Genomic DNA, 23,238 nt, shown 5'->3' with positions numbered 1-23,238 from the left:
CACGGCCGTGGCGGCCTGCGCACGGGCGCCTGCCTCCGGCCCTGTGCCGGTGAAGACCGGCACTTGCGGCGGCCAAGCCATCCGTCGTGGGGAGTTCCGTGCGAGCGGGGTGCGCCGCCCTCGCTGGAGCATGTCCGGCGAAGCCCGCTTTTGCCGAACGTGCTCTATCACTTTGTTCTGGCGCAGTCCCGGACGCAGAAGCGGTGCACGCTTCTGCGGCTCTCAGGCGCTTCGCGTTCGGTGGAATCCCACGATCGCAAGAAAATTTCCACAAGTTCGAAGACGTTGGGCGCCTATCTGCAATTGGGTGGTGCTCATTCAATTGCGACGGGTTCTAGATTGCTTGCGGTCGGCTGGCCGGCAGCCGGGGCAGGTTTGCCGGGCTCTGCACAGCGAGAGCATCGCGGCACGAGATCACCGTAGCCAGGCAGATGAAGAACAAGACGCCGGGGTCGGCGCTGCCGCCGGACACCAGGTTGCCGAACAGCGATGCCAGGCCCGCCGCTCGGGCGCCTTCGTGCAAGGCAAGGAGGCCCACGTCGACGCGTGCCGATCGCGGCGGAGGGCGCAGCAGCACCCCGACGAGCACGAGCTGAAGCGTCGCGCCGATGATGCCGATCTGGCTCACCACCGCGATGAGCCAGTTCGATGCGCGGGAGCTTCCCATGCCGATACCGAGACCGCCCGTATCGAAAAACGTCTGCAGGCTGAGTGCGTTGAAATAGTTGCGCTCGATCGCGGACGCGGATTGGGACTTCGTCAGCACCGTGGTTTCGAATAGGCGCTGCGCATCAGCGAATGCGGTATCGTCGACGAGATAGATGCCCAGGCACGCTGTCACGCCCACGAGCACCGTGCCGGCAAGGATCAGATCGGTGCGGCGGATGTGCCCCTTGAGCAGCGACAGGCCGGCCGAAGCCCCCAGCAAGGCCGCGTAGGCACCGACGCAGGCGTAGGCCGTCGTCGAGGTCGACAGCAGGAGGAGGATGATGGCGATCATCGTGAGGACGAAGACGACGCGCTGCTGCGTGACCCGCCAATAGGTCGCGAGGAAAGCCAGTCCGGCGAACATTGCTGCGGCAAACGAGGAAGCCTCGGGATGGCCTCCCGCAATCCTCGAGAACCCGGACTGCTCCGCGTCCGTAAGCAGGGAGTAGTTCGCCGTGCGGATGGGCAGCAGGACGTCGCCGGCGCCGGCCGCCTTGCCGAGCAGATCGAGAATGCCGAGAGCGCCGTTCAGGACGACCCACGCGAAGAAGGCGCGTCGAATGGTCATGAGGGCCCCTGGCTCGCGAAGGGCGATGCAGAGGGTGATGCAGGTCAGGGCACCGAGTGCAAAGTAGGCCGGTTGCGTGATGTTGCCCGACACGGGCGCCAGGGGGACTTCCATAGGCGCCCCGTTGACCGGGACGATTGCGCTATGGTCGCCCTGAAACAGCCGCGGCAGAACCAATGCCGTTCCGGCCGTGTAAACAACGAGCAGTAGAATGATCACGCTGATGGGATGGCGCACCAGTTCGGCGTGGACATCGCGCAGGCCTCCGGGTCGAAGGACGAGCTTCGCGATGAGAATGATCGAGAACAGTGTATAGATCAGCGGTGACGAGCCGCCGAGGCTCGACAAACTGGCGAACGCGGTCGAGCCTAAGGCCAGGGATGCCATGAGTGCGACGAGGACCGGGGAGCCCAGAGCGTGTCCGACCAGGAGCAGCACACCGCAGACCAGGAACCCTTCAAGGGACGGGGTCATGTCACGCCGCGGCCGGGTCGGCGCCGCGGCGGCGGAGCGCCGCGGTGAGCGGAGTGTGGGGGCTGGCCGGCTTGCTCGGCGCAGCGATCGGGCTGCGGTTCCGGGCGCCTGCCCTCCTGGCCGCGACGGCCATTGTCGCAGCGGTGGGCGTCGGGATCGGCTTGATGGCAGGCGAACCCATCCTGCCGACCTTGGGCCGATCGCTCGTCGCCATCGTGTGCCTCCAGGCGGGATACATCGTAGGCCTGCTCATCTCGGCAGGCTGGCGGCAGTTCAGGCAACGGCGACCGCGGCGCTGAGCGTGCGTCGGCACCGGGCGATGTCCGAGGTTGCGGCACAGCTGTCCCGGCTTCAGGCAGGCGCAGCGCGCCAGTCCGGCCGGATGCCCTGATCGAGGCGACGTCCTGGCGGAAGGCCCGCGGCGGCGCCGACACTTGTGCTCAGGACGTCTGGTGGGTGCGGACGAGCGCCGGGATCGTCCGCACGATGATCGTCAAGTCGGTCCAGAACGACCAGTTGCGCACATAGTCCGAATCGATGGCGACGCGCTCCGCATAGGACAGGCTGCTGCGTCCACTGACCTGCCAGGCACCGGTTATGCCGGGGCGCGTGCGCAGATAGTCGTCGGCGCTCGGGCCGTAAAGAGTAATCTCGTCGTGGACGATAGGGCGTGGCCCGACGCAGCTCATGTCGCCGCGCAGGACATTCACGAGTTGCGGCAGCTCGTCCAGGCTGGAGCTGCGAAGCACCCGACCGACGAAGGTGATGCGCGGATCGTCGGCAAGCTTGCGGGTATCCCGCCACTCGGCAGCCGCCTCGGGATTGGTGCGCAGGTGCTCCTGGAGAACGCGATCACCGTCACGCACCATGGTTCGGAATTTGTAGCAGCGAAATACTTTGCCGCCGAGGCCGATGCGTTGGTGGCCGAAGAAGATGGGGGCTCCCATCGACCCCATGATCAAGATCGCGACAATCGCCATGAGCGGCAGCAACAGTATGATCGCCGTTGCGGCGACGCAAATGTCGAAGGCGCGCTTGGCGAGACCGCCGCGCGCATGCCTTGCGGCCGATGAGTCGCGGGTTCTCGGCCCGGCGAAAGGCGGCGCCGACATGACGGGGAATGGCTGATCGTCCAACACTTGAAGCTGGTCTCCTCCGAGCGTGCCCATGGATTTTCCGCCTGAGACGGTCACGTGACCAAGCGCTTAGAAGAGGTAGCCAATGGAACGAACGTGTACGCCGATAAGGAGGAAGAGGTAAGGCGTACGGCTTCCATCTACCACCCCGTGGTCTGCACCGCCGATTACTTCTGCGTGGCGGCGTCGCGATAGGTGTAGAAGGCCGGCTTGGGGCTTCCGAGCATCCAGCCTTTGCCATCCGGCGTTCGCTCGAGACGGATCAGACCCATGAAGGCCTCGAAGCTCGGCGCCCAATAGGTCTCGTCGAGCAATTCATAGACGTGCGCCGCCTGAATGCCGTAAGTGGGCGCCAGCTTGCGCAGCAACGCCATCTTGTCGGCGAGACCGCGGGCCTGCCCGTCTTCGCCGTCACGCTGGCTTCCGTACGAATGGTTGAATTCGGTGACCCAGATGGGCTTGCCATATTGGGCCAGGGCCTTGAACGACGGCTCCGGGTCGCCGTCGTACCAGTGCCAGACCGTGATTTCCCAAGGTATACCGTCCTGCTTCAGGCGCTCGAAGATGCCGAGGTGGCCCCATCCCGCTGATCCTATCGCACGCTTGGCCGTGGCGCTTGCGGCCCGTACGCCTTCCGCCAGCCCGCCGAGAACCGCGGCGACCTTGGCGTAGCGGGGGCCATAATACTCAAGTGCGGTGACGCCGCCCGCGGGGCCCCATTCGCATGGATACTTCCTGCCATCGTCCATTGTTTCGCAGGGCTGAAGAATAGCATAGTTCTCCAGCTCGTTGCCGAGCTCCCAAACCTCGATCTGCGGAAACCGCCGTACGAAGGCCTCGGCAAACTGGGCACTCTTGCGCTTCAGGTCGCCAGCCGACTCGCTTTTCAGATCAAGCGGTGGAAGGAGCACCGGCAGCACTGCAACGCCGCGCGCGGCCGCGGTGTCCACCAGCCTCGCCAAGCCTTCCATCGCGTCGAGCCGCACGACGTCCACGCGGTAGGACTTGGCGCCGAGCTGCTTGACCAGCTCGATCTGCTGGTCGAACGTCACGCCCGGATAGGATACGAGCGGGTGGCCGTTGAGGCCCCAGAGCAGATCGCCCGCGTGGGCGCAAGGCGCGAGCAGGGGCGCAGCCGTCGTACAGGCGACGAAGAGCGCGCGGCGCAAGTAACGGAGCATCGTGTCTCCCGGCAAAGCGGACCGCCGGGCCGTGGCCCGGTTCATGCACCGTAGGATGCCCGCAGCGACGTCATTTCGAGCCGTCTCCAAACGAGGAAATCGCGCGGCTCTTAAGGCGGATCGGCCTACGCCGAAAGAGGGTCGGCGATCCGCCGTTTGCATCGAGCGCCCAGGTCACGATTGAAGTCACACTGGCTGCAACCAGAACGGAGCGAGTCCGGTCCGACGACGTTCCCGAGTTCCACGACTGCCAGAAGATTTCAGACATGCATCATTTCGATCGCGAGGCGACCGTCCACGGCGCCTTCGCTCGGCAAGCTTCGGAAACGCCATTTGCGACGGCGGTCATCGAGTGTTCACGCCAGTATAGCTACGCGGACATCGAACAGCTATCGAACAGGCTGGCCCGGTACCTGGCAATCAAGGGCGTCGGGCAGGGCGACCGGGTGGCTCTGCTGGCGGAGCGGTCGGCCGGCGCCGTCGTGGCCATGCTCGCGGTGCTCAAGCTCGGCGCCGCCTTCGTCCCCCTCGATCCCGTCTATCCCCACGCGCGCCTCGCGGCGATGCTGGACGACGCGAGGCCGGCGCTCGTGGTCGGACGCGCGGCTCTGGCGCCGGCGCAAGGGAGCCGCTTCATAGACCTCGACCAGGCGCTGGCCGAGGCCGCGTCGCTGCCGGGCGATACGCAGCCGGACGTCGGAGGGCCGGGGGACGCCGCCTATGTCATGTACACGTCGGGATCGACCGGTCGGCCGAAGGGCGTGGTCGTGCCGCATCGCGCCATCGTTCGGCTGGTTCGCGGCCAAACCTACGCGCGCTTCGAAGCGGACGAGACCTTTCTTCATCTGGCGCCGCTCGCCTTCGACGCCAGCACGTTCGAAATCTGGGGGGCGCTGCTGAACGGCGCAAAGCTCGGAATCGTGCACGAGACGCGGCCGTCCGTTGACGACATCGTTACGGCGATCGCCGCCTACGGCGCCACGACGGCGTGGTTTACCGCAGGGCTCTTTCACCTGCTGGTCGACCAACGGCTCGACGGGCTGCGCCCGCTGCGCCAGATCCTCGCCGGCGGCGACGTGCTTTCGCCGTCCCACATGCAGCGCGCGCGGCAGGCGCTGCCGCACTGTCGCTTCGTCAACGGCTATGGGCCCACCGAAAACACCACCTTCTCGTGCTGCCACGCGATCGGGACGGATGACGACGGCCCGATCCCCATCGGACGGCCGATCGCCCACGGAACCGTCCACCTCCTGGGCGACGATCTACGCCCCGTTGCCGCCGACCAGCCGGGACAGCTGTGCGTCGGCGGCGACGGGCTCGCGCTCGGCTACCTGAATGCGCCCGAACTCACCGCCAGCAAGTTCGTCCATGTGCCGGCCATCGGCAAGCGGCTCTACCTCACCGGGGACCTGGCTCGCCGCCGGCCGGACGGAGCCTACGAGTTCCTCGGCCGGATGGATCGCCAGATCAAGCTCGATGGCAAGCGTGTCGAGATCGAGGAGATCGAGACGGCGCTGCGCGCCGAGCCCGGCGTAGCGGATGCCGCCGTCGTGGTGTGCGAGGGGCCGGCGGGGGCCCGCCGCCTTGTCGCCTTCCTCAACGCCACCGCGGGGGGCTCCCGCGACGATATCGCTGCCGCCGGCTTGGGAGAGCGGCTGCGGCGGGCGCTGCCGGCCTACATGGTACCTTCGGCCTTCAGCGTGGTGGATGGGTTTCCGCTGACCACGAACGGCAAGATCGACCGCGCGAAGCTCGCCGCGGCGGCGCCCGCGGCCCTCGACGCACCTGTCGGCGTCGCGCCCGGCGCCGTCCCGACGGCAGAGCTGGAGGTCACCGTCGGCGGCGTGTGGGCCGCCGTGCTCGGGCGGGCGCAAGTGCCGCGCGACGTGAACTTCTTCGATCTGGGCGGCACGTCGCTGCTCTTGATGAACGTGCATGCGCGTCTGCGGGCGCTCGGCCTGCCGAACCTGCCGCTGGTCGCGCTGTTCGAGAACCCCACCATAGCAAGCTTGGCGGCGCGCCTCGGCGGTGACGAGCCGGCGCGCGACCGGCTTGTCGACGATCCGGGGGTGCGTGGCGCCGCCCGCCAAGCGGCGCTGCAACGCTTTCGCCGGCGCAGCCTGGAGCGGACACTATGACGACTGTGGCTGATACGGAGCCGAACGACTGCGCCGCGCGCGAGCTTCTCGACCTGGGCGCCGTCGCCATCGTCGGGGTTGCCGGGCGCTTTCCCGGGGCGGGGTCGGTGGAGGCCTTCTGGCAGAACCTGCGCCAGGGCGTGGAGTCCATCTCCCGCTTCGATCCCGCCGACATCGACGACAGCTTCGCTTCGCAAGTGCGTGCCGACGCCAGCTACGTCGCCGCCCGCCCGATCCTCACGAACGTGGACACGTTCGACGCGTCGTTCTTCGGCATGCACGCTCGCGAGGCTGCGCTCACCGACCCGCAGCACCGCGTCTTCCTGGAGTGCGCGTGGCAAGGGCTCGAGGACGCAGGCCACGACCCCGCTACCTTCGCAGGCGCCATCGGCGTGTTCGCCGGCTGCTCGCTCAACACCTACTTTCTTCGCAACGTCTGCGCCGACCGCCGCGTCATCGAGGATTTCACCAACGAATTTCAGGTTGGCCAATATCCGTTGCTGGTCGGCGCCGGGCACGATTTCATCGCGACGCGCGTCGCCTACAAGCTCGATCTGCACGGGCCCGCCATGACCGTCGCGAGCGCTTGCTCGACGTCGCTGCTCGCCGTGGCCCAGGCAGCGCAAAGCCTGCAGACCTACCAGTGCGACATGGCGATCGCCGGGGGCGTCTCGATCTCGTTTCCGCAGCAGCGCGGCTACCTGCACCAGGAGGGCGGCATGGTGTCGCCCGATGGGCGCTGCCGGCCCTTCGATGCGGCTGCCGGCGGCACGGTGTTCGGCAGCGGTGCTGCGCTCGTCGTGCTGCGACGGCTCGAGGATGCCATCGCCGACGGCGACCAGGTCTATGCGGTCATTCGCGGCTGTGCCGTCAACAACGACGGTTCGGGCAAGGTCGGCTTCACCTCGCCGAGCGTCGATTGGCAGGCGCGCGTCGTCGCCCTGGCGCATCAGCAGGCGGGCATCACCGCCGACACGATCGGCTTCGTCGAGGCTCACGGCACCGCCACGCCGCTGGGCGATCCGATCGAGTTCGCCGGGCTCGGCAAGGCCTTCCGCGCCAGCACGGACAAGAGCGGCTTCTGCGCCCTCGGTTCGGTCAAGGCCAACGTCGGGCATCTCGATGCCGCGGCCGGCGTGACCGGCCTGATCAAGGCGGCGCTTGTGCTGCGGCACGGCGAGATCCCCCCGCTGCTCCACTTCGACCGGCCAAATCCGGGCATCGATCTGGCGGCAAGTCCCTTCTACGTCAATCGCGAGCTCCAGGCATGGCCGGCCGGGGCGGCGCCACGACGGACCGGCACCAGTGCCCTCGGCGTCGGTGGCACCAACGTGCACGTGGTCATGGAGGAGGCGCCGGCCGGTCCGGCGCGGACGCCCGACCCGGAGGGAATGGCGTTCGTCTTCCCGCTCTCCGGCAAGAGCGACCAGGCGCTGATCGACGCTCGGGCAGCGCTGGCCGATCATATGGAGCGCCCTGGCGAGGTGCGGTTGGGCGACGTCGCTCACACCCTTCAGGTTGGCCGTCGCGCCTTCGCCCACCGCTCGGCGGTGGCCGCCCGTTCGGCTGGCGAGCTGGCGGCGCGGCTGCGTGAGCAGGCCGTCACTGCCACGGCCGAGCCGGGACGCCCGCTGGTCTTCATGTTTCCCGGTCAGGGCGCGCAGGCAAGGAACATGGGACGGGGGCTTTACGAGTCCGAGGCGCTGTTTCGCCACTTCGTCGACCGGGGGGCGGCCTGCGTGGCCGAGGTGACCGGGGCGGACGTACGTGAACTGATGTTCTCGGATGCCGCGGTGGGCGACGACGATCCGCTCGACGCCACGGCGAACACCCAGCCGGCGTTGTTCCTGATCGAGCACGCTACCGCCCGCCTGCTGATGAGCTGGGGCCTCAAGCCGGACGCCATGGTCGGCCACAGCATCGGCGAGCTCGTGGCGGCCACGATCGCGGGCGTGTTCAGCTATGAGGACGCCGCGCGAGCGATCGCCGATCGCGGCCGCCTGATGCAGGCGCAGCCCCGCGGCGTCATGCTGTCGGTCAGACTGGCGGCCGATGAGCTCGCGGCGCTGCTGCCGCCGGGCGCGGACATTGCCGCCGCCAACGGGCCGAAGCACAGCGTCGCGGCCGGCAGCAGCGAGGCGATCGGGGCCTTGGAGGCGTCGCTGGCCGGCCGCGGGATCGCCTGCCGGCAGCTACGAACGACGCACGCGTTCCACTCCGCCATGATGGAGCCGGTGGTCGAGCCGCTTCGCCAGCGCTTCGCCGCCATGCCGGCGGAGCGCCCTGCCATTCCCTACGTGTCCAGTGTGAGCGGGACCTGGATCACCGATGCCGAGGCCGGCGCCCCCGACTATTGGGGCCGCCAGTGCCGGGCGGCGGTGGTCTTCGGCCGGGCGATGGCGACGCTGGGGGAGCTCGACAGGCCCATTCTGCTCGAGGTCGGTCCGGGCCAGACGCTGGCCACGCTGGCCCGGCAATCGCTCCGTAAGGAGCAGTATGCCGCCATCCTCACGACGTTGCCGGCGGACGGCGACGACGTCATTGCGGTGCGCGACGCAGTAGGCGCTCTCTGGGCCCACGGCAGCGAGCCCGATTGGAACGCGCTGACCGGCACCGGCCGTCGCCGCGTCTCCCTGCCCACCTACCGGTTTCAGCGCCAGCGGCATTGGATCGAGCCGCCCGCTGCGGTGCAGCAGCCGTCTGCAGAGATCAATACGAACAGCACAGAAGGAACGCCCTCCATGTCCGATCAGGCCGAGCCGTCGCCTGCGCCTATCACCATCGCAGACACCGGTCTTGCGGCCGAGATCGTCGCCATTCTCGAGGATCTCTCAGGCGAGCCGATCGCCGACGACGATCACCATGCGTCGTTTCTGGAGCTCGGCTTCGATTCCCTGTTTCTCGCCCAGGTCGCGACACGCGTACAGCAGACGTTCAAGGTGCCGCTGACGTTCCGGCAGCTGCTTGGCGATCTGCCGTCCATCGCCGCCCTTGGCGCCTACCTCGCCCCGCACCTGCCGCCGCGCGCCGCAGCGGTCGTGGCGCCCGCACCAGCTCGGCAAGCAACGCCCACGCAAGCTCCGGCCGCCGCGCCGGCGCAGGCTCAGCCCGTCGCCCTACCGCCGGCGCCCGTGGTCCTTGCGACGGCGGCGGAGCCAGCAGGAGGAATCGCCGATCTGTTTCGCCAGCAGCTCGGCGCGATGCAGCAGGTCATCAGCCAGCAGATCGCCGTTCTGCAAGGAGCGGGCGCGGGCCTCGACGGGGCCGCCGGCTCTGCCAGCGCCACGGTGGCTCGACCGGCGGTCGCGGCGGTCGCGGCGGTCGCGGCGGTGCAGCCGTCCTCGGCCGGAGGACCTCTCGCGGCGATCGCAGCCGTGCCGACCTCCGCCGAGCCGTCCTCCACCGAGGCGCAGCTGGCCGAGGCATCTCTGACAACGGCCGACGCCGGCTCGCGCTTCCAGGTCTATCGGCCGGGCAAGGCGGCGGCCGCCGCCCTGAGCCCCGTGCAGCAGGACTTCATCGAGGACTTGGCGCGCCGGCTGAGCGGCCGGGCCGCGGGCTCCAAGGCCTACACCCAGACGCATCGCGCCGCACTGGCCGATCCGCGCGCCGCCGCCGGCTTTCGCGCCGAGTGGAAGGAGCTCGTATTTCCGATCGTCTGCGCCCGCTCGAAGGGAGCCCGGTTCTGGGACGTGGACGGCAACGAGTACATCGATCTGGTCAACGGCTACGGCCAGACCGCCTTCGGTCACGCGCCGGACTTCGTCCTCGATGCCGTGGCGGCGCAGATGGGCGAGGGCTTCGCCATCGGCCCACAATCGCCGCTGGCAGGAGAGGTGGCCGAGCTGCTCTGCGAACTCACCGGCAACGAGCGCGTCACCTTCTGCAACACCGGGTCCGAGGCCGTGATGGCGGCGATGCGCATCGCCCGCACCGTCACGGGCCGTGACCGCGTCGTGCTGTTCGGCGGTGGCTACCATGGCCAGTTCGACGAAGTGCTGGTGAAGGGCGGCGGCCGTACGGCGCCGCCTCGCGCTCTGCCCGTGGCGCCGGGTATCCCGCGCGGCTCGGTCGGCAATATGGTCGTGCTGCCCTACGCCGCGCCCGACAGCCTTGAGTGGATCAAGGCCAACGCGGACTCGATCGCGGCGGTCATCACCGAACCGGTGCAGAGCCGCCATCCCGGGCTGCTGCCCATCGAATTCCTGCGCGAGCTGCGCACCGTCACGGAGCAGTCCGGTACCGCATTCGTCCTGGACGAGGTGGTGACGGGCTTCCGCACCCATCCGGGCGGCATGCAGGCCGTGCTCGGCCTGAAGGCGGACCTTGCGACCTACGGCAAGGTCGTCGGCGGAGGCCTGCCCATCGGCGTGCTGGCCGGCTCGGCGCGCTTCATGGATGCGCTCGACGGCGGCCAATGGCGCTACGGCGACGATTCCGTTCCCGAGGTCGCGCCGACCTTCTTCGCCGGCACCTTCGTGCGCCACCCGCTGGCGCTGGCCGCCGCCCGTGCCGTGCTGCTGCACCTGCGCGACGCCGGGCCGGCGCTCCAGCAGCAACTGGCGGCGCGTACCGGCCGCCTCGTCGCCCGCATCAACGCGGACCTGGAGCGGCGCGGCATCACCAGCCGGGCCGAGACCTACAGCAGCTGGTTCTACCTGAACTTCAACGACGAGGATCGTCTCGGCGGCCTGTTCTTCCAGCAGGCGCGGTCGCTCGGCCTGCATATCCAGGACGGCTTCCCCGCCTTCCTGACGACGGCTCACGGCGACGAGGAGATCGAGACCATCGCCCGCATCTTTTCGCAGAGCCTCGATGCGCTTCAGGCGGCGGGCATCCTCGCCGACGCCCCCCTTGCGCCAGCGGCGACGATTGCGGCCGCGCCGGCCGAGCGACCGCTGCCGGACGAGGTCGCTCCGACCGAGCCGCAGCGCGAGATCTGGCTGGCGGCCCAGGGCGGCGACGAGATCTCGTGCGCGTTCAACGAATCGGTCAGCATCCGGTTCGACGGGGCATTGGATGCCGCGGCCCTGCAGCGCGCGCTCGACGAAGTGGTGTCGCGGCACGACGCGCTGCGCGGTCGCTTCGAGCGAACCGGTGAGATGTTCGTGGTCGATCCCGACCTGAAGGTTACGATCGAGCAGCGAGGCGACGGCGCGGCGAGTGACGCAGAGGCCGAGCTGGCGGCTATCCTGGCGGCGGATGCGGCTACACCGTTCGATCTGATCGACGGGCCGCTCGTGCGCGCCACGCTCGTGGCGCTGGCGCCGAAGCGCCACGTGCTGGTGCTGACGGCCCACCATATCGTGTGCGACGGCTGGTCGATGAACATCATCCTCCAGGAGCTGGCGCACCTCTACGAGGCGGAGCGCGGGGCGGCGCTGCCGGTGCTGGAGCCGGCGCTGCCGTTCCGCCGCTACGCCCTCGGCCAGGCGCGGGGGGGCACGGCGCCGACAGCGAGTGAAACCTACTGGTTGAAGCGGTTCGAGCGCCTGCCGCCGGACGCCGAGCTGCCCTCGGACCGGCCCCGCGCCGCGATGAGGACTTACAAGGGCGATACCTACCGGGCCGAGATCGACGCTGAGCTCTATCGCACGGTCAAGAAGGCGGGAGCTCGTCAGGGGGCGACGCTGTTCACGACCCTCGCCAGCGCCTTTCAGATCGTGATGTGGCACCTGACCGGCGAGAGCGATCAGGTGGTCGCCATCCCAACGGCCGGACAAAGCCTGGTGGACGGCGGTCCCCTCGTCGGTCACTGCGTCAACTTCCTGCCGCTCAGGACGCAAATCGATCCAAATGCGCCGGCAGGCGACCTGCTCAAATCCGTGCAGCGGGCGATGGTGGACCTCAACGAGCACCAGGATTTCACGTTCGGCACGTTGGTGCGCAAGCTCGACATCGCCCGCCAGCCGGCGCGACTGCCGCTCACCCAAGTGCAATTCAACCTGGAGCGGCTTGGCGATGCGCTGAAATTCGGCGACGCGACTGCTCGCGTGGCGCCCAATGCCAAGGCCTTCACCAATTTCGATCTGTTCCTCAACGTAATCGAGGGCCCCGACGGGCTGCGCCTCGACTGCGACTACAACACCGATCTGTTTGACGCTGCGACGATTGCGCGTTGGCTCGGACATTTCGAGCAGGCGCTGCGGTCCTTGGCCGAGGATGCTGCACAGCACGTTCGCGATGTCGCCATCGACAACGCCGCCACGCTCGGCTGGTTGACCAGGGAGCTCAACGACACCGTCCGCGAGGCGCTCGATCTGCGCGCGCTGCCCGAGCTCGTCCACGCCCAAGCCAGGCGCACGCCCGATGCCAAGGCCGTGCAATGGCGCGATCGGTCGCTCACCTACTGGGAGCTCGATCGGGCATCGGACACGCTGGCCAAGCGCCTGCGTGAGCTGGTGCCGCAGGCCGGCAGCCGCGTCGCGATCCTCGCCAAGCGCTCGCTCGACCTCATGGTCGGCCTCGTCGGGATCATGAAGGCCGGTCACGCCTTCGTACCGCTCGACCCGGACCATCCGGAGGCACGGCTGCGGCTGATCGCCGACAATGCAGGCCTGGCCGCCATCGTCACCGACGATGCCCGCCACGGTGCGCTCGCGCCGGGCCTGCCGCTCGTGGATCTTGCCATGGCTGCCGGCAGCCATATGCAGCTGCGCCCGATCGATCTGCCGGCGGTGCGGCCCGCCGACTCCGCCTACGTCATCTTCACGTCGGGCTCGACGGGCGCGCCGAAGGGGGTGGAGGTCAGCCACCTCGCTCTCGCCAACCTGCTGTGGTCGTTTGCCGCGCGGCCCGGGTTCACGGCGGGCGACACGTTGTTGGCCGTGACCACGGTGACGTTCGACATTGCCCTCCTCGAGCTGTTCCTGCCGTTGATCACCGGCGGGACCGTCGTGATCGCCGATCGGGAGGAGGTGCGCAGCGGCTTTGGGCTGGCCGGCTCCATCGACCGGCTGCGGCCGACGCATATCCAAGCCACGCCGTCGCTTTGGCGCATGCTGCTGGAAGCCGGCTTCAGGCCGTACGAGGGGCTGCGCATGCTCTGCGGCGGCGAGCCGCTTCCGCGCGATCTGGCCGAGCAGCTCGGGAGCGGGGCGGGGGAGCTGTGGAACGTCTATGGCCCGACGGAGACGACGATCTGGTCGAGCGCCGGACGCGTCGTGCTCGACGACGGCCCGATCACCATCGGTGATCCCGTGCTGAACACCGAGCTGCACGTGCTCGACGCCAGCGGCCAGGTCGCCCCCATCGGCGTGCCAGGCGAGCTCATCATCGGTGGCCAGGGGCTGGCGAATGGTTATTTCGGCCAGCCGCAGCTGACCGCGGCGGCTTTCCGCGAGGAGACGATCGCCGGCGGCTTCCCGCGTCTGTTCTACCACACCGGTGATTTGGCGCGGCGGTTGCCCGACGGGCGCATCCAGCACCTCGGCCGGCGCGACCTTCAGATCAAGTTGCGCGGCTTCCGCATCGAGCTTGAAGACATCGAGTGTGTCGCGCGGGACTGCTCCGGGGTCGCGGCGGCCGCGGTGGGCCTTGTCGGCGAAGGCTCGACCACGCGGCTCGTCGGCTACTACGTGGGACAGCCGGGATCGATGGCGGACATCGCCCAGTTGCAGGCCCACCTGAGCAAGCGCCTTCCGGACTATATGCTGCCGGCGCAGTGGGTGCGTCTGGACGCTCTGCCGCTGACACCCAATGGCAAGCTCGATCGCAAGGCCCTGCCCAAGCCGGAGGTAGCCCGTCCGCGTGACATTCGTACACCGGTCGCGCCCCGCAATGCTACGGAACGAATCCTGGCGGGCATTTGGGGCGACGTCTTGCAGATCGACGACGTTGGCGTCGAAGATAATCTGTTCATGCTCGGCGCCGATTCGATCCACGTCTTCAGGATCGCAGCACGTATGCTGGACCAGGGCCTCGGCCTCGAGGCCAAGCACCTGATCCGGCACCCGACGGTAGCGGAGCTTGCCCGCGTGGCCGACGCGATGACCGAGAACGACGAGGCCTTTCCGGTTCCGCCGTCGCTCAGCAGCTTCCGGCGTGACAACGTGCACCCGATGGCGAGGGTCGGATGATCGGCGTATGCCGGAGACCCTCGGCAGTGCCGCGTGAGGCGTCTCGTACGCGTCAACGCCGCGGCGGTGCTTCTGGCCATCCACGCAGGATCGAGCCGCGGCCGATCGGAGGGCCAGAGGCGACTACTCGACCTGGACGATGATACGGTTCTCGGTGGGCACGGGGCGTTCACTACCGACGGAACACAGCCCTTGCGGACATTTGGCTGGAAGGGCAGCCAGAGAAGCGCACTGCGCTCGGACCGGCGATCGCACGTTTCATGGACGCCCTCTCCGGCGGCGAGACGATCATCAACGCGGACGGACGCCTGTGGGTTGATCGGTGAACGGCGGGGGGTGTTGACGTCGTGTAGAGCCTTGCCGTGAGGTTCCTCCGGGACCGCGATACCGGCCACATTCTCGTCGACGTTGAGCCAAGGGTAGACGTGCTCTGAGGGCGAGGAGAGCAAAGCCGCGGTGGGCGGGCGCGGCGCTCGACGTCAGGCCGGCGACGTCTGCGCCGGGGCCGCTGCGCACGCACCATCCCTGCCGACCTGCGTCATTGCGGCATCGAGCAGCGTGCGCGTATACGGATGCTGCGGCCGGCGGAAGAGCCGGTCTGTATCGGCTTCTTCCACGATCTGGCCCGTCTGCATGACCGCGACGCGCGTGCACAGATGTTCGACGACGGCGAGGTTGTGGCTGATGAAGACATAAGCCAGCCCCAGCCGGTTTTGCAGATCGATCAGCAGGTTGATGATCTGCGCCTGCACCGAGACGTCGAGCGCCGATGTGGGCTCGTCGCAGATGACCAGGCTCGGCTTGAGGATGAGCGCGCGGGCGATGGCGACCCGCTGGCGCTGCCCGCCGGAGAGCTGGTTGGGATATCGTTGCGCGTAACCACGCGACAGTCCCACCGTCTCCAGCATGGCCAGCACCTCCTCGCGGATCTCGGTCTTGGTCTTGCCGCTGTGCAGCACCAGCGGCAGGGCGATGATGTCGCCGAGGCACTTGCGCGGATTGAGCGAGGAATAGGGATCCTGGAGGATCGGCTGGACATGGCGGCCGATCTCCAGCCGGCCCATGGCGGCGAGGGGCCGGCCGTTCATCAGCACTTCGCCGCTGTCCGGCGCCAGCAGGCCGAGCATGATCTTGGCGAGGGTGGACTTGCCGCAGCCGGATTCGCCGACGATGCCGACCGATTCGCCCCGCTGCACCGCCAGGTCGACGCTGCCGAGCGCCGTCAGGGTGCGCTTGGGCTGGAACAGCGCGCCGCGCAGCCGATAGGTCTTGACGATGCCGCGCACTTCCAGTGCCGGTGCATGGCCGTGCGCGGGGCCCTCGCTCACGACGGGCATGACAGCTCGCTCCCCGCCTGGCCATAGAGCACGCACTGGACGAGATGGCCGGCGGCCACACCGGCCTCGGGCGGGCGGGCCGTCGCGCAGGCGTCCCGTACCTGGTCGCAGCGGTTGGCGAAGGCGCAGCCGGCGATGTCCTGAGCGGGGGAGGGCACCTGCCCGGGAATGGCCGGAAGCGGCTGGCGCCGGGCGATGCGCCCCGGCACTGGGATGCACTCAAGCAGTCCGCGCGTATAGGGATGGGCCGGGCGGCGGAAGATGTCGGCGGTGGCGGCCGTCTCGACGATGCGGCCGGCATACATTACCGCCACCCGGTCGGCGATGCGCGAGACGACGCCGAGGTCGTGGGTGATGAAGATCATGGCGAGGCCGAGTTCGTCCTGGAGTGAGCGCAGCAGGGAGAGGATCTGCGCCTGGATGGTGACGTCGAGGGCGGTCGTCGGCTCGTCGGCGATGAGCAACGCCGGCTCGCACATCAGCGCCATGGCGATCATCACGCGCTGGCGCAGGCCGCCGGAGAGTTCGTGCGGGTATTGCGCCAGCCGCTCGCGCGGCGAGGACATGCCGACCCGGTCGAGCAGCCACAGCGCCCGCGCCTCCCCCGCCGCGCGGTTCCGGCCGCGGTGGCGGTACCACACCTCGCGCAACTGGCTGCCGATGGTGTGCACCGGGTTCAGCGAGGTCATCGGCTCCTGGAAGATCATGGCCATGCGGTTGCCGCGGATGTCGGCCATGGCCCGGCGCGGCAGCGATCGCAGATCCGTGCCGTCGAGCGCCAGCCGCGTGGCCGAGCGGGCGGCGGCGCGGGGCAGCAGGCCCATCAGCGCCAGCGACGTCATCGACTTGCCGCAGCCGGATTCGCCGACGATGCAGAAGGTCTCGCCGCGCGCCACGCTGAACGACAAGTCGCGCACCGGGCGTATGGCGCCTCCTCGTCCGGCGATGGTCACGCTGAGGTTGGCCACGTCAAGCAAGCGCGCCTCCCCGCCCTTCCGGCGCGGTCACGTCGCGCAGCCCGTCGCCCAGCAGGTTGATGGCCAGCACCAGCGCGAACAGCGCCGCCCCGGGGATGGCGATGATCCACGGGTTGAAGAACATGTCGTTGCGGCCTTCGGCCAGCATCAGCCCCCAGGACGGCAGCGGCGCCTGCACGCCGAGCCCGAGGAAGGACAGGGCCGCCTCGATGACGATGGCGTTGGCCATCTCCAGGGTCAGCACGACGATCCAGGCATTGGCGAGGTTGGGGAAGATCTCGCTAGCGAGGATGCGCAGCCACGACGACCCCGCCGCCCGTGACGCCAGGACGAAATCGGCGTTGGCGAGTTGCATGGTGGCGGTGCGGGTGATCACCGCGAAGCGATCCCACAGCAGGAGCCCGAGCACCAGGATCAGCGTCATCAGCGAGCTGCCGACCAGGGCCACGACGGTGAGTGCCACGAGGATCAGGGGCACGCAGAGCCGGGCCGAGATGAGGAAGCTGACGACCGCATCGACGTGTCCGCGAAAGTAGCCCGCCAGCATGCCGAGCGCCGTGCCGATGACGGCCGAGATAAGGGCGGTGGAGAGGCCGATGGCAAGCGAGATGCGGGCGCCATAGAGCATGCGGCTGAGATAGTCGCGGCCGAGTTGGTCGGTCCCCAGCAGGTGCAGCGTGGTGGCGCGCGGGCTGCCGTAGAACCAGGCATGCCAGATCGGCGGGATGCGCCGCTTGGCCAGGCTCTGCAGGTAGGGGTCGTGCGGGGCGAGCAGCGGCGCCAGTAGTCCCACCAGCACCATGACGGCGAGGATGCCGGCGCCGATCATGAAGCCCTTGTGGCGCCGCATGCGGTGCAGCGTGGCCGCCGTGGGCGATTCCGGGGCGGCAGGGGCCGGCGCGGCGGTGGCGGTGGCATCGTTCATGCGCCGGTGCTCCTGATGCGCGGATCGAGCAGGCCGTTGAGGACGTCGGCGAGTAGGATCAGCACCACGTAGAAGAACGAGATCAGCAGGACGATGGACTGGACCACCGGCAGGTCGGCGCGGCGGATGGATTCGCGGGCGAGATAGCCGAGGCCGTTGAGGCCGAACACCACCTCGATGATGACCGAGCCGCCCAACATGAAGCCGAACTGCACCGCGCCAAGCGAGACCACCGGCAGGATGGCGTTCTGCAGCGCGTGGCGGAAGACCACCGTGCCTGGCGACAGGCCCTTGGCCAGCGCCGTGCGCACGTAATCGGCCTCCAGCGCCTCGATCATGCCCGAGCGGGTGAGGCGCATCAGCGCGGGCATGGCATAGTAGCCGAGCGCGATGGTCGGCATGACGAAATGCTGCCAGGTGCCGGAGCCGGAGATCGGCAGCCAGCGTAGGTTGACGCCGAAGACGATGATGAGCAGGAGCGCGAACAGGAAGTTGGGCAGGGCCTGGCCGATGACCGAGACCGAGAGGGCGAAGCGGTCGATCCAGGTGTTCTGCCTCACCGCCGCCAGCACCCCCAGGGGGATGGCGACGAGGATGGCGAAGGCCAGGCTGAGGAAGCCGAGCTTCAAGGTTACCGGCAGATGCTCGCCGATGATGTCGGCGACGGGCCGGCGCATGCGGTAGGACTCGCCGAGATCGCCGGAGGCGATGCCGCCGAGCCAGCCGAGGTAGCGTTCGACGAGGGGGCGGTCGAAGCCGTACTGCCGGCGGATCTGCTGGATGGCCTCCTCGGTCGCGCCCTCACCCGCGACGGCGAGCGCCGGATCGACGGTCGCCTCCGTCAGGGCGAAGGTGAGCGCCGACACGAAGACGATCACGCCGAGCGCCAGCAGCAGCCTCTGCACAAGATAGCGCGCCATGACCGGTCGCCGTCCTTCCCCTCAGGCATCCGGAGCGAGATGATTCAGCTTCGAACCATCCTGCTCCACGTCTGTCTCGATCACGCTCTGTACGTGCGTTGCTTACGTCCAGCGCGCATTATACCAGCGCGGCATCTCGTCGATGTTCGGCGTGAAGGCGAGATCCTTGGTGAAGGCATAGTTGGTGGAGAAGGTGAACAGCGGCGCCCAGTAGGCCTCGTCCGTCACCTTGGCGATGATGCGGTCGTAGAACTCCTGGCGCTTGGCCGGGTCGTTGATGCGGGCGGCCGCCTCGACCCACGCCTTCACTTCGTCGTCATGGGCCTGGTCGTCCGGCGCCTTGGCGAAGAAGCGCTGCCAGATGGTGGCGGAATCGTTCAGCCGGTAGTAGCCGTCGTCGATGAAGGTGATCGGCGTCTTGCCGGAGCGCATCAGGTCGCGGATGGCGAAATAGTCCATCTGCTGCAGGTTCACACGGATGCCGATGGCGGCGAGATAGGCGACGATGGCCTCCGACCATTCGCGGCTGCGCCAGGCGTACATGTCGACGCTGAAGCCGTCGGCGAAGCCAGCCTCCTTCATCAGGTCCTTGGCCTTCTGGACATTGAAGTCATAGACCACGGCCTTGGCAGCGTTGCAGCCGAACTGGGTCGGGTAGCACGGCACGTCGAGGCGCTTCGACTTGCCCTTCACCAGGTTGTCGATCATTTCCTGGCGGTTGATCGCATAGGCGATGGCCTTGCGCACCCGCTTGTCCTTCAGCGCCGGCACGCCGCTGCGGCCGGTGGCGTCGATGACCAGCGAGCCGGTGCGGAAGACCTCCTCGTTGACCACGGTGAGGTTCGGCATCTGCGCCAGTTGCTCGGCCTGGTCGGCCGGCACGTACCACATCCAGTCGATGCCGCCGCCGAGCAGCTCGGCCACCTGCGTCGCCATATCCGGCAGCAGCCGGGCCTTGATGCGGGGGATGTTGCCGCCCTTCTCCAGCTTCGGGCTGTCCTTATAGTGCTCGTCGAAGCGCTCGAGCACGAATTCGCGCGACGGCACCAGCGAAACCACGCGATAGGGGCCGGTGCCGACCGGCTTCTCGCCCATGCCGCGCGGCCCGACGCGCTCGTAGTATTTGCCTGGGTAGATGGGCCACTCGCCGGAGACATATTCGAGCGCCGGCGGGAAGGAGTGCTTCAGCTGCACGCGCACCTTGTAGTCGGAGAGCTTCTCGGCCTTCTCGATGAAGTTGACGTTGTCCTGGCCGGTGGCCTTGTTGGCGGGATTCGAGACAAAATTCAGCGTGAAGATCACGTCGTCGGCGCTGAAGTCGTCGCCGTTGTGAAACTTGACGCCCTGGCGCAGGTCGAACTCCAGCGTCTTGTCGTCGGTCCAGCGCCAGGCCGTGGCGAGCGCCGGCTTGTAGGCGAAGGTCACGGGGTCGCGATAGATCAGCGTGTCCCAGATGTGCCGGGCCAGGATGCCGCCGTCGACGACGCTGTTGTAGTAGCGGTCGATGTTCTCGATGCCGAAGGTCAGCGGCACGTTCAGCGTATCGGCGGCCTTGTTCGCCCAGGCGCTCCTGGGAAGCATGGCTCCGGCGGCCATCACGGCGGCCGACTGGAGAAGCTGCCTGCGCTTCATGGAATGGCTCTCCTCTTGGTTTCCTGATGCGGGCGCCGGTTGGCCCCGGCCGCCCTTCGTTGTGGTCGTCGTGTCGTCTGCAGCGCCGCCTGCCGGTGCCTCCACCCGATCGGCCGCGCTCCAAGCCTCTGTTTCGAGCGGATCGGGCCCTACCGCACGAAACCGTCGATGAGACGGAGCACCTCGTCGGGATACTCGACGATCATGCGGTGGCCGCCTTTTCCCATCACGTGCAGCCGCGCGCCGGGAATGAGCGACGCGATCTCCGCCGATTGTGCCACCGGCGTCAGCACGTCCTCGGCGCCGGCGAGCACCAGCGTCGGCGTCTTTACCGTGGGCAGGCCGGGGCGGGCGTCGTAGACGCGCAGTCCTGCCGCCTGCGCCTCGAAGGCGGCATGGCTCGTGGGGTAGGGATCGGCGGCCGCCGCCCGCACGCCCTGCATGGCGAGCGCGTGGTCGGCGAGCCCGAGCGGCGTCAGCCCCCATGGCATGGCGAACGCCGCCTTGGCCTCCGGCGACGCGTCGCTGCGGCGCAGCGCGATCAGCGCATCCAGCCAGATGTGCTGGAGCTCGGTGTAGCTCGGGAAGGCGTTGAGCAAGACGGCGGCTGAGAGCCGCCGCCCGTGGCGGATCAGCATGGACTGCAGCACCGAGCCGCCCAGCGACCAGCCGACGGCCGCGGTTACGGGAATGCCGAGATGCTCCAGCAGCGCCGCCGCATCGTCGGCCATCGCGTCGATGGGGTAGGGCCCGGGCGGCACGGCGCTGCGCCCGGTGCCGCGATTGTCGAAGACCAACGTGCGGAAGCGCTGGCGCAGGCGCGGCAGCACCCCGGCCCAGGCGCCCGAATGCTGCCCGAGCCCGCTGATGAGCAGCAGCGGCGGGCCGTCGCCGCCGATCTCGAAATGCAGCTCGATGCCGTTCACCCGAGCAGTGCCGGCAACCGGATCGGGGTGGTCGCTCACCTCTCTGCCTCCGTCTCAGCCCAGGAAGGATCGGACTTCGGCGAGGAAGGCATCCTCGGCCTCGATCATCGGCAGATGGCCGCAACGGGGGAGGATGACGCTGCGGGCGTTCGGCAGCAGACGGCTGAAAGCGTCGGCGTAGACTGGCGGCACCAGGCGGTCGTCGGCGCCGTAGATGATGAGCGTCTGCGCCCGCACACGGGGCAGGCGGCGGGCGAGGCCGCGGTCGGGAATGGGCCACATGTATTTGGTGGCGGCCCCCAGGTTCTGCTGGCGATAGGCGTCGTAGCTCGGCGCGTCTCCCGCGGCGAAGCCGTTCGGCTCCCGCGCGGTCCAGGCCTCGGGATCGGACCACTTGGCCTTGGTGAGTTCCGGCAGCGTGATGGCGAACGGGTCCGGCAGCGGCGCCTCGTCCAGCCAGAGGCCGTAGGGCGCGACGAGCACCAGCTTGCGCACCAAGTCGGGGCAGAAGGCGGCGATCTCCGCGGCGAACATGCCGCCGAGCGAATGCCCGACGAGATCGACCGACCCGTGCTGCGCGGCCGCCGCCTCGATCACCGCGCGGTAGTGCAGGACGAGGTCGCTGATGTCGACGAGCGCTTCGAAGCCGCCGCTCCGGCCGAAGCCGGGATGTTCGGGGGCGCGGACGGCGCGGTCCTCGGTCAGGCGCCGCAGGAAGGAGGCGGCGCCCGGATGCTGCTCGAAGCCGTGCAGGTAGAAGAGCGGCGCGCCCTGGCCACCGGTCCAGGAGCGGACGGGTGTCGTGCCGATGGTCTCCAGAACGATCTGCATCATGCCCTCGCCAGCTCGCGGTTGCGGACCAGGGCCGGCGTCGCGGATGCGCGCACGCCCCGCGCGGGCGGCGTAGGCGTCCAGCGGTCCTCGAACTCCGTCCACAGGTGCTTCAGCTTGGGGATGACGCGCGTGCCGAGCAGGTGCGTGTTCTCCACCGCAACCTCCTCCGCGAGGTTGCCCATGTGCAGGCAACCGATGAGCTGGCCGATCTTCAGGTCCTTGGCGAGCTCCTCGAGGCGCTGGCGCACCGTCTCCGGCGAGCCCGCGACGATGAAGCCGTGCTTGTCGTACTCCCAGAAGCCCATCTCGCCGCGGCCGGCACGCGCCTTGTCCTCCGGCGACAGCTTCGAGGTGGTCTGCTGGGCGTGCTGCGCCATGGACTGCATCGACTTCGCCGTCCGGTAGCCCGGCACGGACTCGAAGCCCGGATGCACATAGCGGTTGCGGTAGAAGTATTTCACCGCCTCGGCGTATTTCGCCTCGGCTTCGGCATCGGTTTCCGCGCAGCAGATGAGCTGCGTGAAGGCCATGCGGTAGGGATTGGCCTCGATGCCCTTCTCGTCGACGTAGTCCCAGAAGGCGTCGACGAGCGGCTTGGCCGAATGCAGGCCCGAGAACGACAGGTGGCCGTAGCAATAGTCGTTGTCGAGGGCGAGGTCCCAGGTCTCGACGCTGCCGGAGCCGGGCACCCACATCGGCATGCGCGGCTGAAGCGGCCGCGGCCACAGGTTCACGTAACGCAGCTTGGTGTATTTGCCGTTGAAGGCGAAGGGCTCCGGCTCGCTCCAGGCCCGGGTGATGAGATCGCGCGCCTCGTGGAAGCGTTCCCGCAGTTCCAGCGGCGGCACGCCGTAGCAATAGAGCGAATCCATCGGCGTGCCGAAGACGAAGCCGGCGATGACGCGGCCGTTGGACAGGCAATCGAGCCAGGCCATCTCCTCGGCCACGCGCATCGGCGGGTTGTAGAGGGCGAGCGAGTCGCCGATGATCAGCAGCGCCGCCTTCTCGGTCGTCGTCGCCAGGGTCGCGGCGAGCAGGTTCGGCGACGGCGTCACCGCGAAGGGCGTCTGGTGATGCTCGTTGACGGCCAGGCCGTCGAAGCCCTCGCGATCCGCCTGTTGCATCAGCCGGATGAACATCCGGCACATTTCGCCCACCTCGTAGGGATCGTGCAGATGCGCCGGGGTGGTCACCCAGCTCGACAGGCCGGTCTCGCGGAAATTCGGCGGCAGATGCGGATAACTGGCCTCCGCGAACCAATGCACCTTCACGGGCGAACTCCTCCTCACAACGATCCCGCCGGGGTCCGGCGCGCGTCGGTTGGCCAAGGCGTCCAACGCGGGGAATTGACAACTTCCACATAGTGGATGTTTATGTTGCTAAGTCTGTGCCACTTTCGCTGGA

General features: G+C 68.4%; 14 protein-coding genes and 1 pseudogene. 4 read left to right on the top strand and 11 right to left on the bottom strand.

All coding sequences use genetic code 11. The annotated features are described in order from the left end of the window. Positions 1-334: 334 nt before the first annotated feature. Entirely contained in the window at positions 335-1,714 is a 1,380-nt protein-coding gene (locus tag IEW34_RS16605) for a hypothetical protein (protein WP_188610341.1), read from the bottom strand. An 80-nt stretch (positions 1,715-1,794) separates the two neighbouring features. Here IEW34_RS16605 and IEW34_RS16600 point away from each other — a divergent pair, with 80 nt between their 5' ends. Further along, the gene (locus IEW34_RS16600; protein WP_188610340.1) at positions 1,795-2,049 is read left to right on the top strand and encodes a hypothetical protein; all 255 of its coding nucleotides are present in this window, start codon (positions 1,795-1,797) and stop codon (positions 2,047-2,049) included. A 141-nt stretch (positions 2,050-2,190) separates the two neighbouring features. On the opposite strand, the gene IEW34_RS16595 is transcribed toward IEW34_RS16600, so the two are convergent. Continuing rightward, a complete protein-coding gene (locus tag IEW34_RS16595; RefSeq protein ID WP_188610730.1) occupies positions 2,191-2,862 on the bottom strand; it encodes a sugar transferase in 672 nt (223 codons plus the stop codon). Between the two features lie 191 nt (positions 2,863-3,053). Beyond that, the gene (locus tag IEW34_RS16590; protein ID WP_188610339.1) at positions 3,054-4,067 is read right to left on the bottom strand and encodes a hypothetical protein; all 1,014 of its coding nucleotides are present in this window, start codon (positions 4,065-4,067) and stop codon (positions 3,054-3,056) included. Between the two features lie 266 nt (positions 4,068-4,333). On the opposite strand from IEW34_RS16590, the gene IEW34_RS16585 reads away from it, so the two are divergent. The 3 genes and pseudogenes from IEW34_RS16585 to IEW34_RS30585 form a co-directional block, all read left to right on the top strand. Continuing rightward, positions 4,334-6,205: an amino acid adenylation domain-containing protein gene (locus IEW34_RS16585; protein WP_188610338.1), complete on the top strand. Its 1,872-nt coding sequence runs from the start codon at positions 4,334-4,336 to the stop codon at positions 6,203-6,205. After that, positions 6,202-14,283 carry a non-ribosomal peptide synthetase/type I polyketide synthase gene (locus tag IEW34_RS16580; RefSeq protein WP_188610337.1) on the top strand — a complete coding sequence of 2,694 codons (8,082 nt, stop codon included), beginning with the start codon at positions 6,202-6,204 and terminating at the stop codon, positions 14,281-14,283. Before IEW34_RS16585 ends, IEW34_RS16580 begins: the two co-directional genes overlap by 4 nt. 206 nt (positions 14,284-14,489) lie before the next feature. Next, a pseudogene (locus IEW34_RS30585) lies at positions 14,490-14,606 on the top strand (P-type conjugative transfer ATPase TrbB); the annotation flags it as partial. Between the two features lie 156 nt (positions 14,607-14,762). On the opposite strand, the gene IEW34_RS16575 reads toward IEW34_RS30585, so the two are convergent. The 8 genes from IEW34_RS16575 to IEW34_RS16540 all read right to left on the bottom strand — a co-directional run bounded on the left by IEW34_RS16575 (position 14,763) and on the right by IEW34_RS16540 (position 23,105). Beyond that, the gene (locus IEW34_RS16575; protein ID WP_188610336.1) at positions 14,763-15,620 is read right to left on the bottom strand and encodes an ATP-binding cassette domain-containing protein; all 858 of its coding nucleotides are present in this window, start codon (positions 15,618-15,620) and stop codon (positions 14,763-14,765) included. Further along, a complete protein-coding gene (locus tag IEW34_RS16570; RefSeq protein ID WP_244642077.1) occupies positions 15,608-16,588 on the bottom strand; it encodes an ABC transporter ATP-binding protein in 981 nt (326 codons plus the stop codon). The genes IEW34_RS16575 and IEW34_RS16570 overlap by 13 nt, the downstream gene beginning before the upstream one ends. A 1-nt stretch (position 16,589) precedes the next feature. After that, a complete protein-coding gene (locus IEW34_RS16565) occupies positions 16,590-17,522 on the bottom strand; it encodes an ABC transporter permease (RefSeq protein WP_188610334.1) in 933 nt (310 codons plus the stop codon). Then, entirely contained in the window at positions 17,519-18,442 is a 924-nt protein-coding gene (locus IEW34_RS16560; RefSeq protein WP_188610333.1) for an ABC transporter permease, read from the bottom strand. The genes IEW34_RS16565 and IEW34_RS16560 overlap by 4 nt, the downstream gene beginning before the upstream one ends. Positions 18,443-18,544: 102 nt before the next feature. Beyond that, a complete protein-coding gene (locus tag IEW34_RS16555) occupies positions 18,545-20,074 on the bottom strand; it encodes an ABC transporter substrate-binding protein (RefSeq protein WP_244642035.1) in 1,530 nt (509 codons plus the stop codon). A 149-nt stretch (positions 20,075-20,223) separates the two neighbouring features. Next, positions 20,224-21,039 (bottom strand): alpha/beta fold hydrolase, encoded by an 816-nt coding sequence (locus IEW34_RS16550; RefSeq protein WP_188610332.1) that lies wholly within the window; start codon positions 21,037-21,039, stop codon positions 20,224-20,226. 15 nt (positions 21,040-21,054) lie between these two features. After that, a complete protein-coding gene (locus IEW34_RS16545; RefSeq protein ID WP_188610331.1) occupies positions 21,055-21,831 on the bottom strand; it encodes an alpha/beta fold hydrolase in 777 nt (258 codons plus the stop codon). Further along, positions 21,831-23,105, bottom strand: a complete 1,275-nt coding sequence (locus tag IEW34_RS16540) for an LLM class flavin-dependent oxidoreductase (protein ID WP_188610330.1) — start codon at positions 23,103-23,105, stop codon at positions 21,831-21,833. The genes IEW34_RS16545 and IEW34_RS16540 overlap by 1 nt, the downstream gene beginning before the upstream one ends. Positions 23,106-23,238 lie beyond the last annotated feature (133 nt).

The sequence above is a fragment of the Chelatococcus reniformis genome (assembly GCF_014640075.1).
Lineage (GTDB): Bacteria > Pseudomonadota > Alphaproteobacteria > Rhizobiales > Beijerinckiaceae > Camelimonas > Camelimonas reniformis.
The sequence above is the reverse complement of the archived record's forward strand: the minus strand, read 5'-3'. Positions and strand labels throughout refer to the sequence as shown.

Excerpts from the sequence above, each read along its gene's own strand:
- IEW34_RS16560 (WP_188610333.1), bottom strand. The coding sequence starts at position 18,442 with ATGGCGCGCTATCTTGTGCAGAGGCTGCTGCTGGCGCTCGGCGTGATC.
- IEW34_RS16565 (WP_188610334.1), bottom strand. The coding sequence starts at position 17,522 with ATGAACGATGCCACCGCCACCGCCGCGCCGGCCCCTGCCGCCCCGGAA.
- IEW34_RS16590 (WP_188610339.1), bottom strand. The coding sequence starts at position 4,067 with ATGCTCCGTTACTTGCGCCGCGCGCTCTTCGTCGCCTGTACGACGGCT.
- IEW34_RS16575 (WP_188610336.1), bottom strand. The coding sequence starts at position 15,620 with ATGCCCGTCGTGAGCGAGGGCCCCGCGCACGGCCATGCACCGGCACTG.
- IEW34_RS16595 (WP_188610730.1), bottom strand. The coding sequence starts at position 2,862 with ATGTCGGCGCCGCCTTTCGCCGGGCCGAGAACCCGCGACTCATCGGCC.
- IEW34_RS16555 (WP_244642035.1), bottom strand. The coding sequence starts at position 20,074 with ATGAAGCGCAGGCAGCTTCTCCAGTCGGCCGCCGTGATGGCCGCCGGA.
- IEW34_RS16545 (WP_188610331.1), bottom strand. The coding sequence starts at position 21,831 with ATGCAGATCGTTCTGGAGACCATCGGCACGACACCCGTCCGCTCCTGG.
- IEW34_RS16580 (WP_188610337.1), top strand. The coding sequence starts at position 6,202 with ATGACGACTGTGGCTGATACGGAGCCGAACGACTGCGCCGCGCGCGAG.
- IEW34_RS16585 (WP_188610338.1), top strand. The coding sequence starts at position 4,334 with ATGCATCATTTCGATCGCGAGGCGACCGTCCACGGCGCCTTCGCTCGG.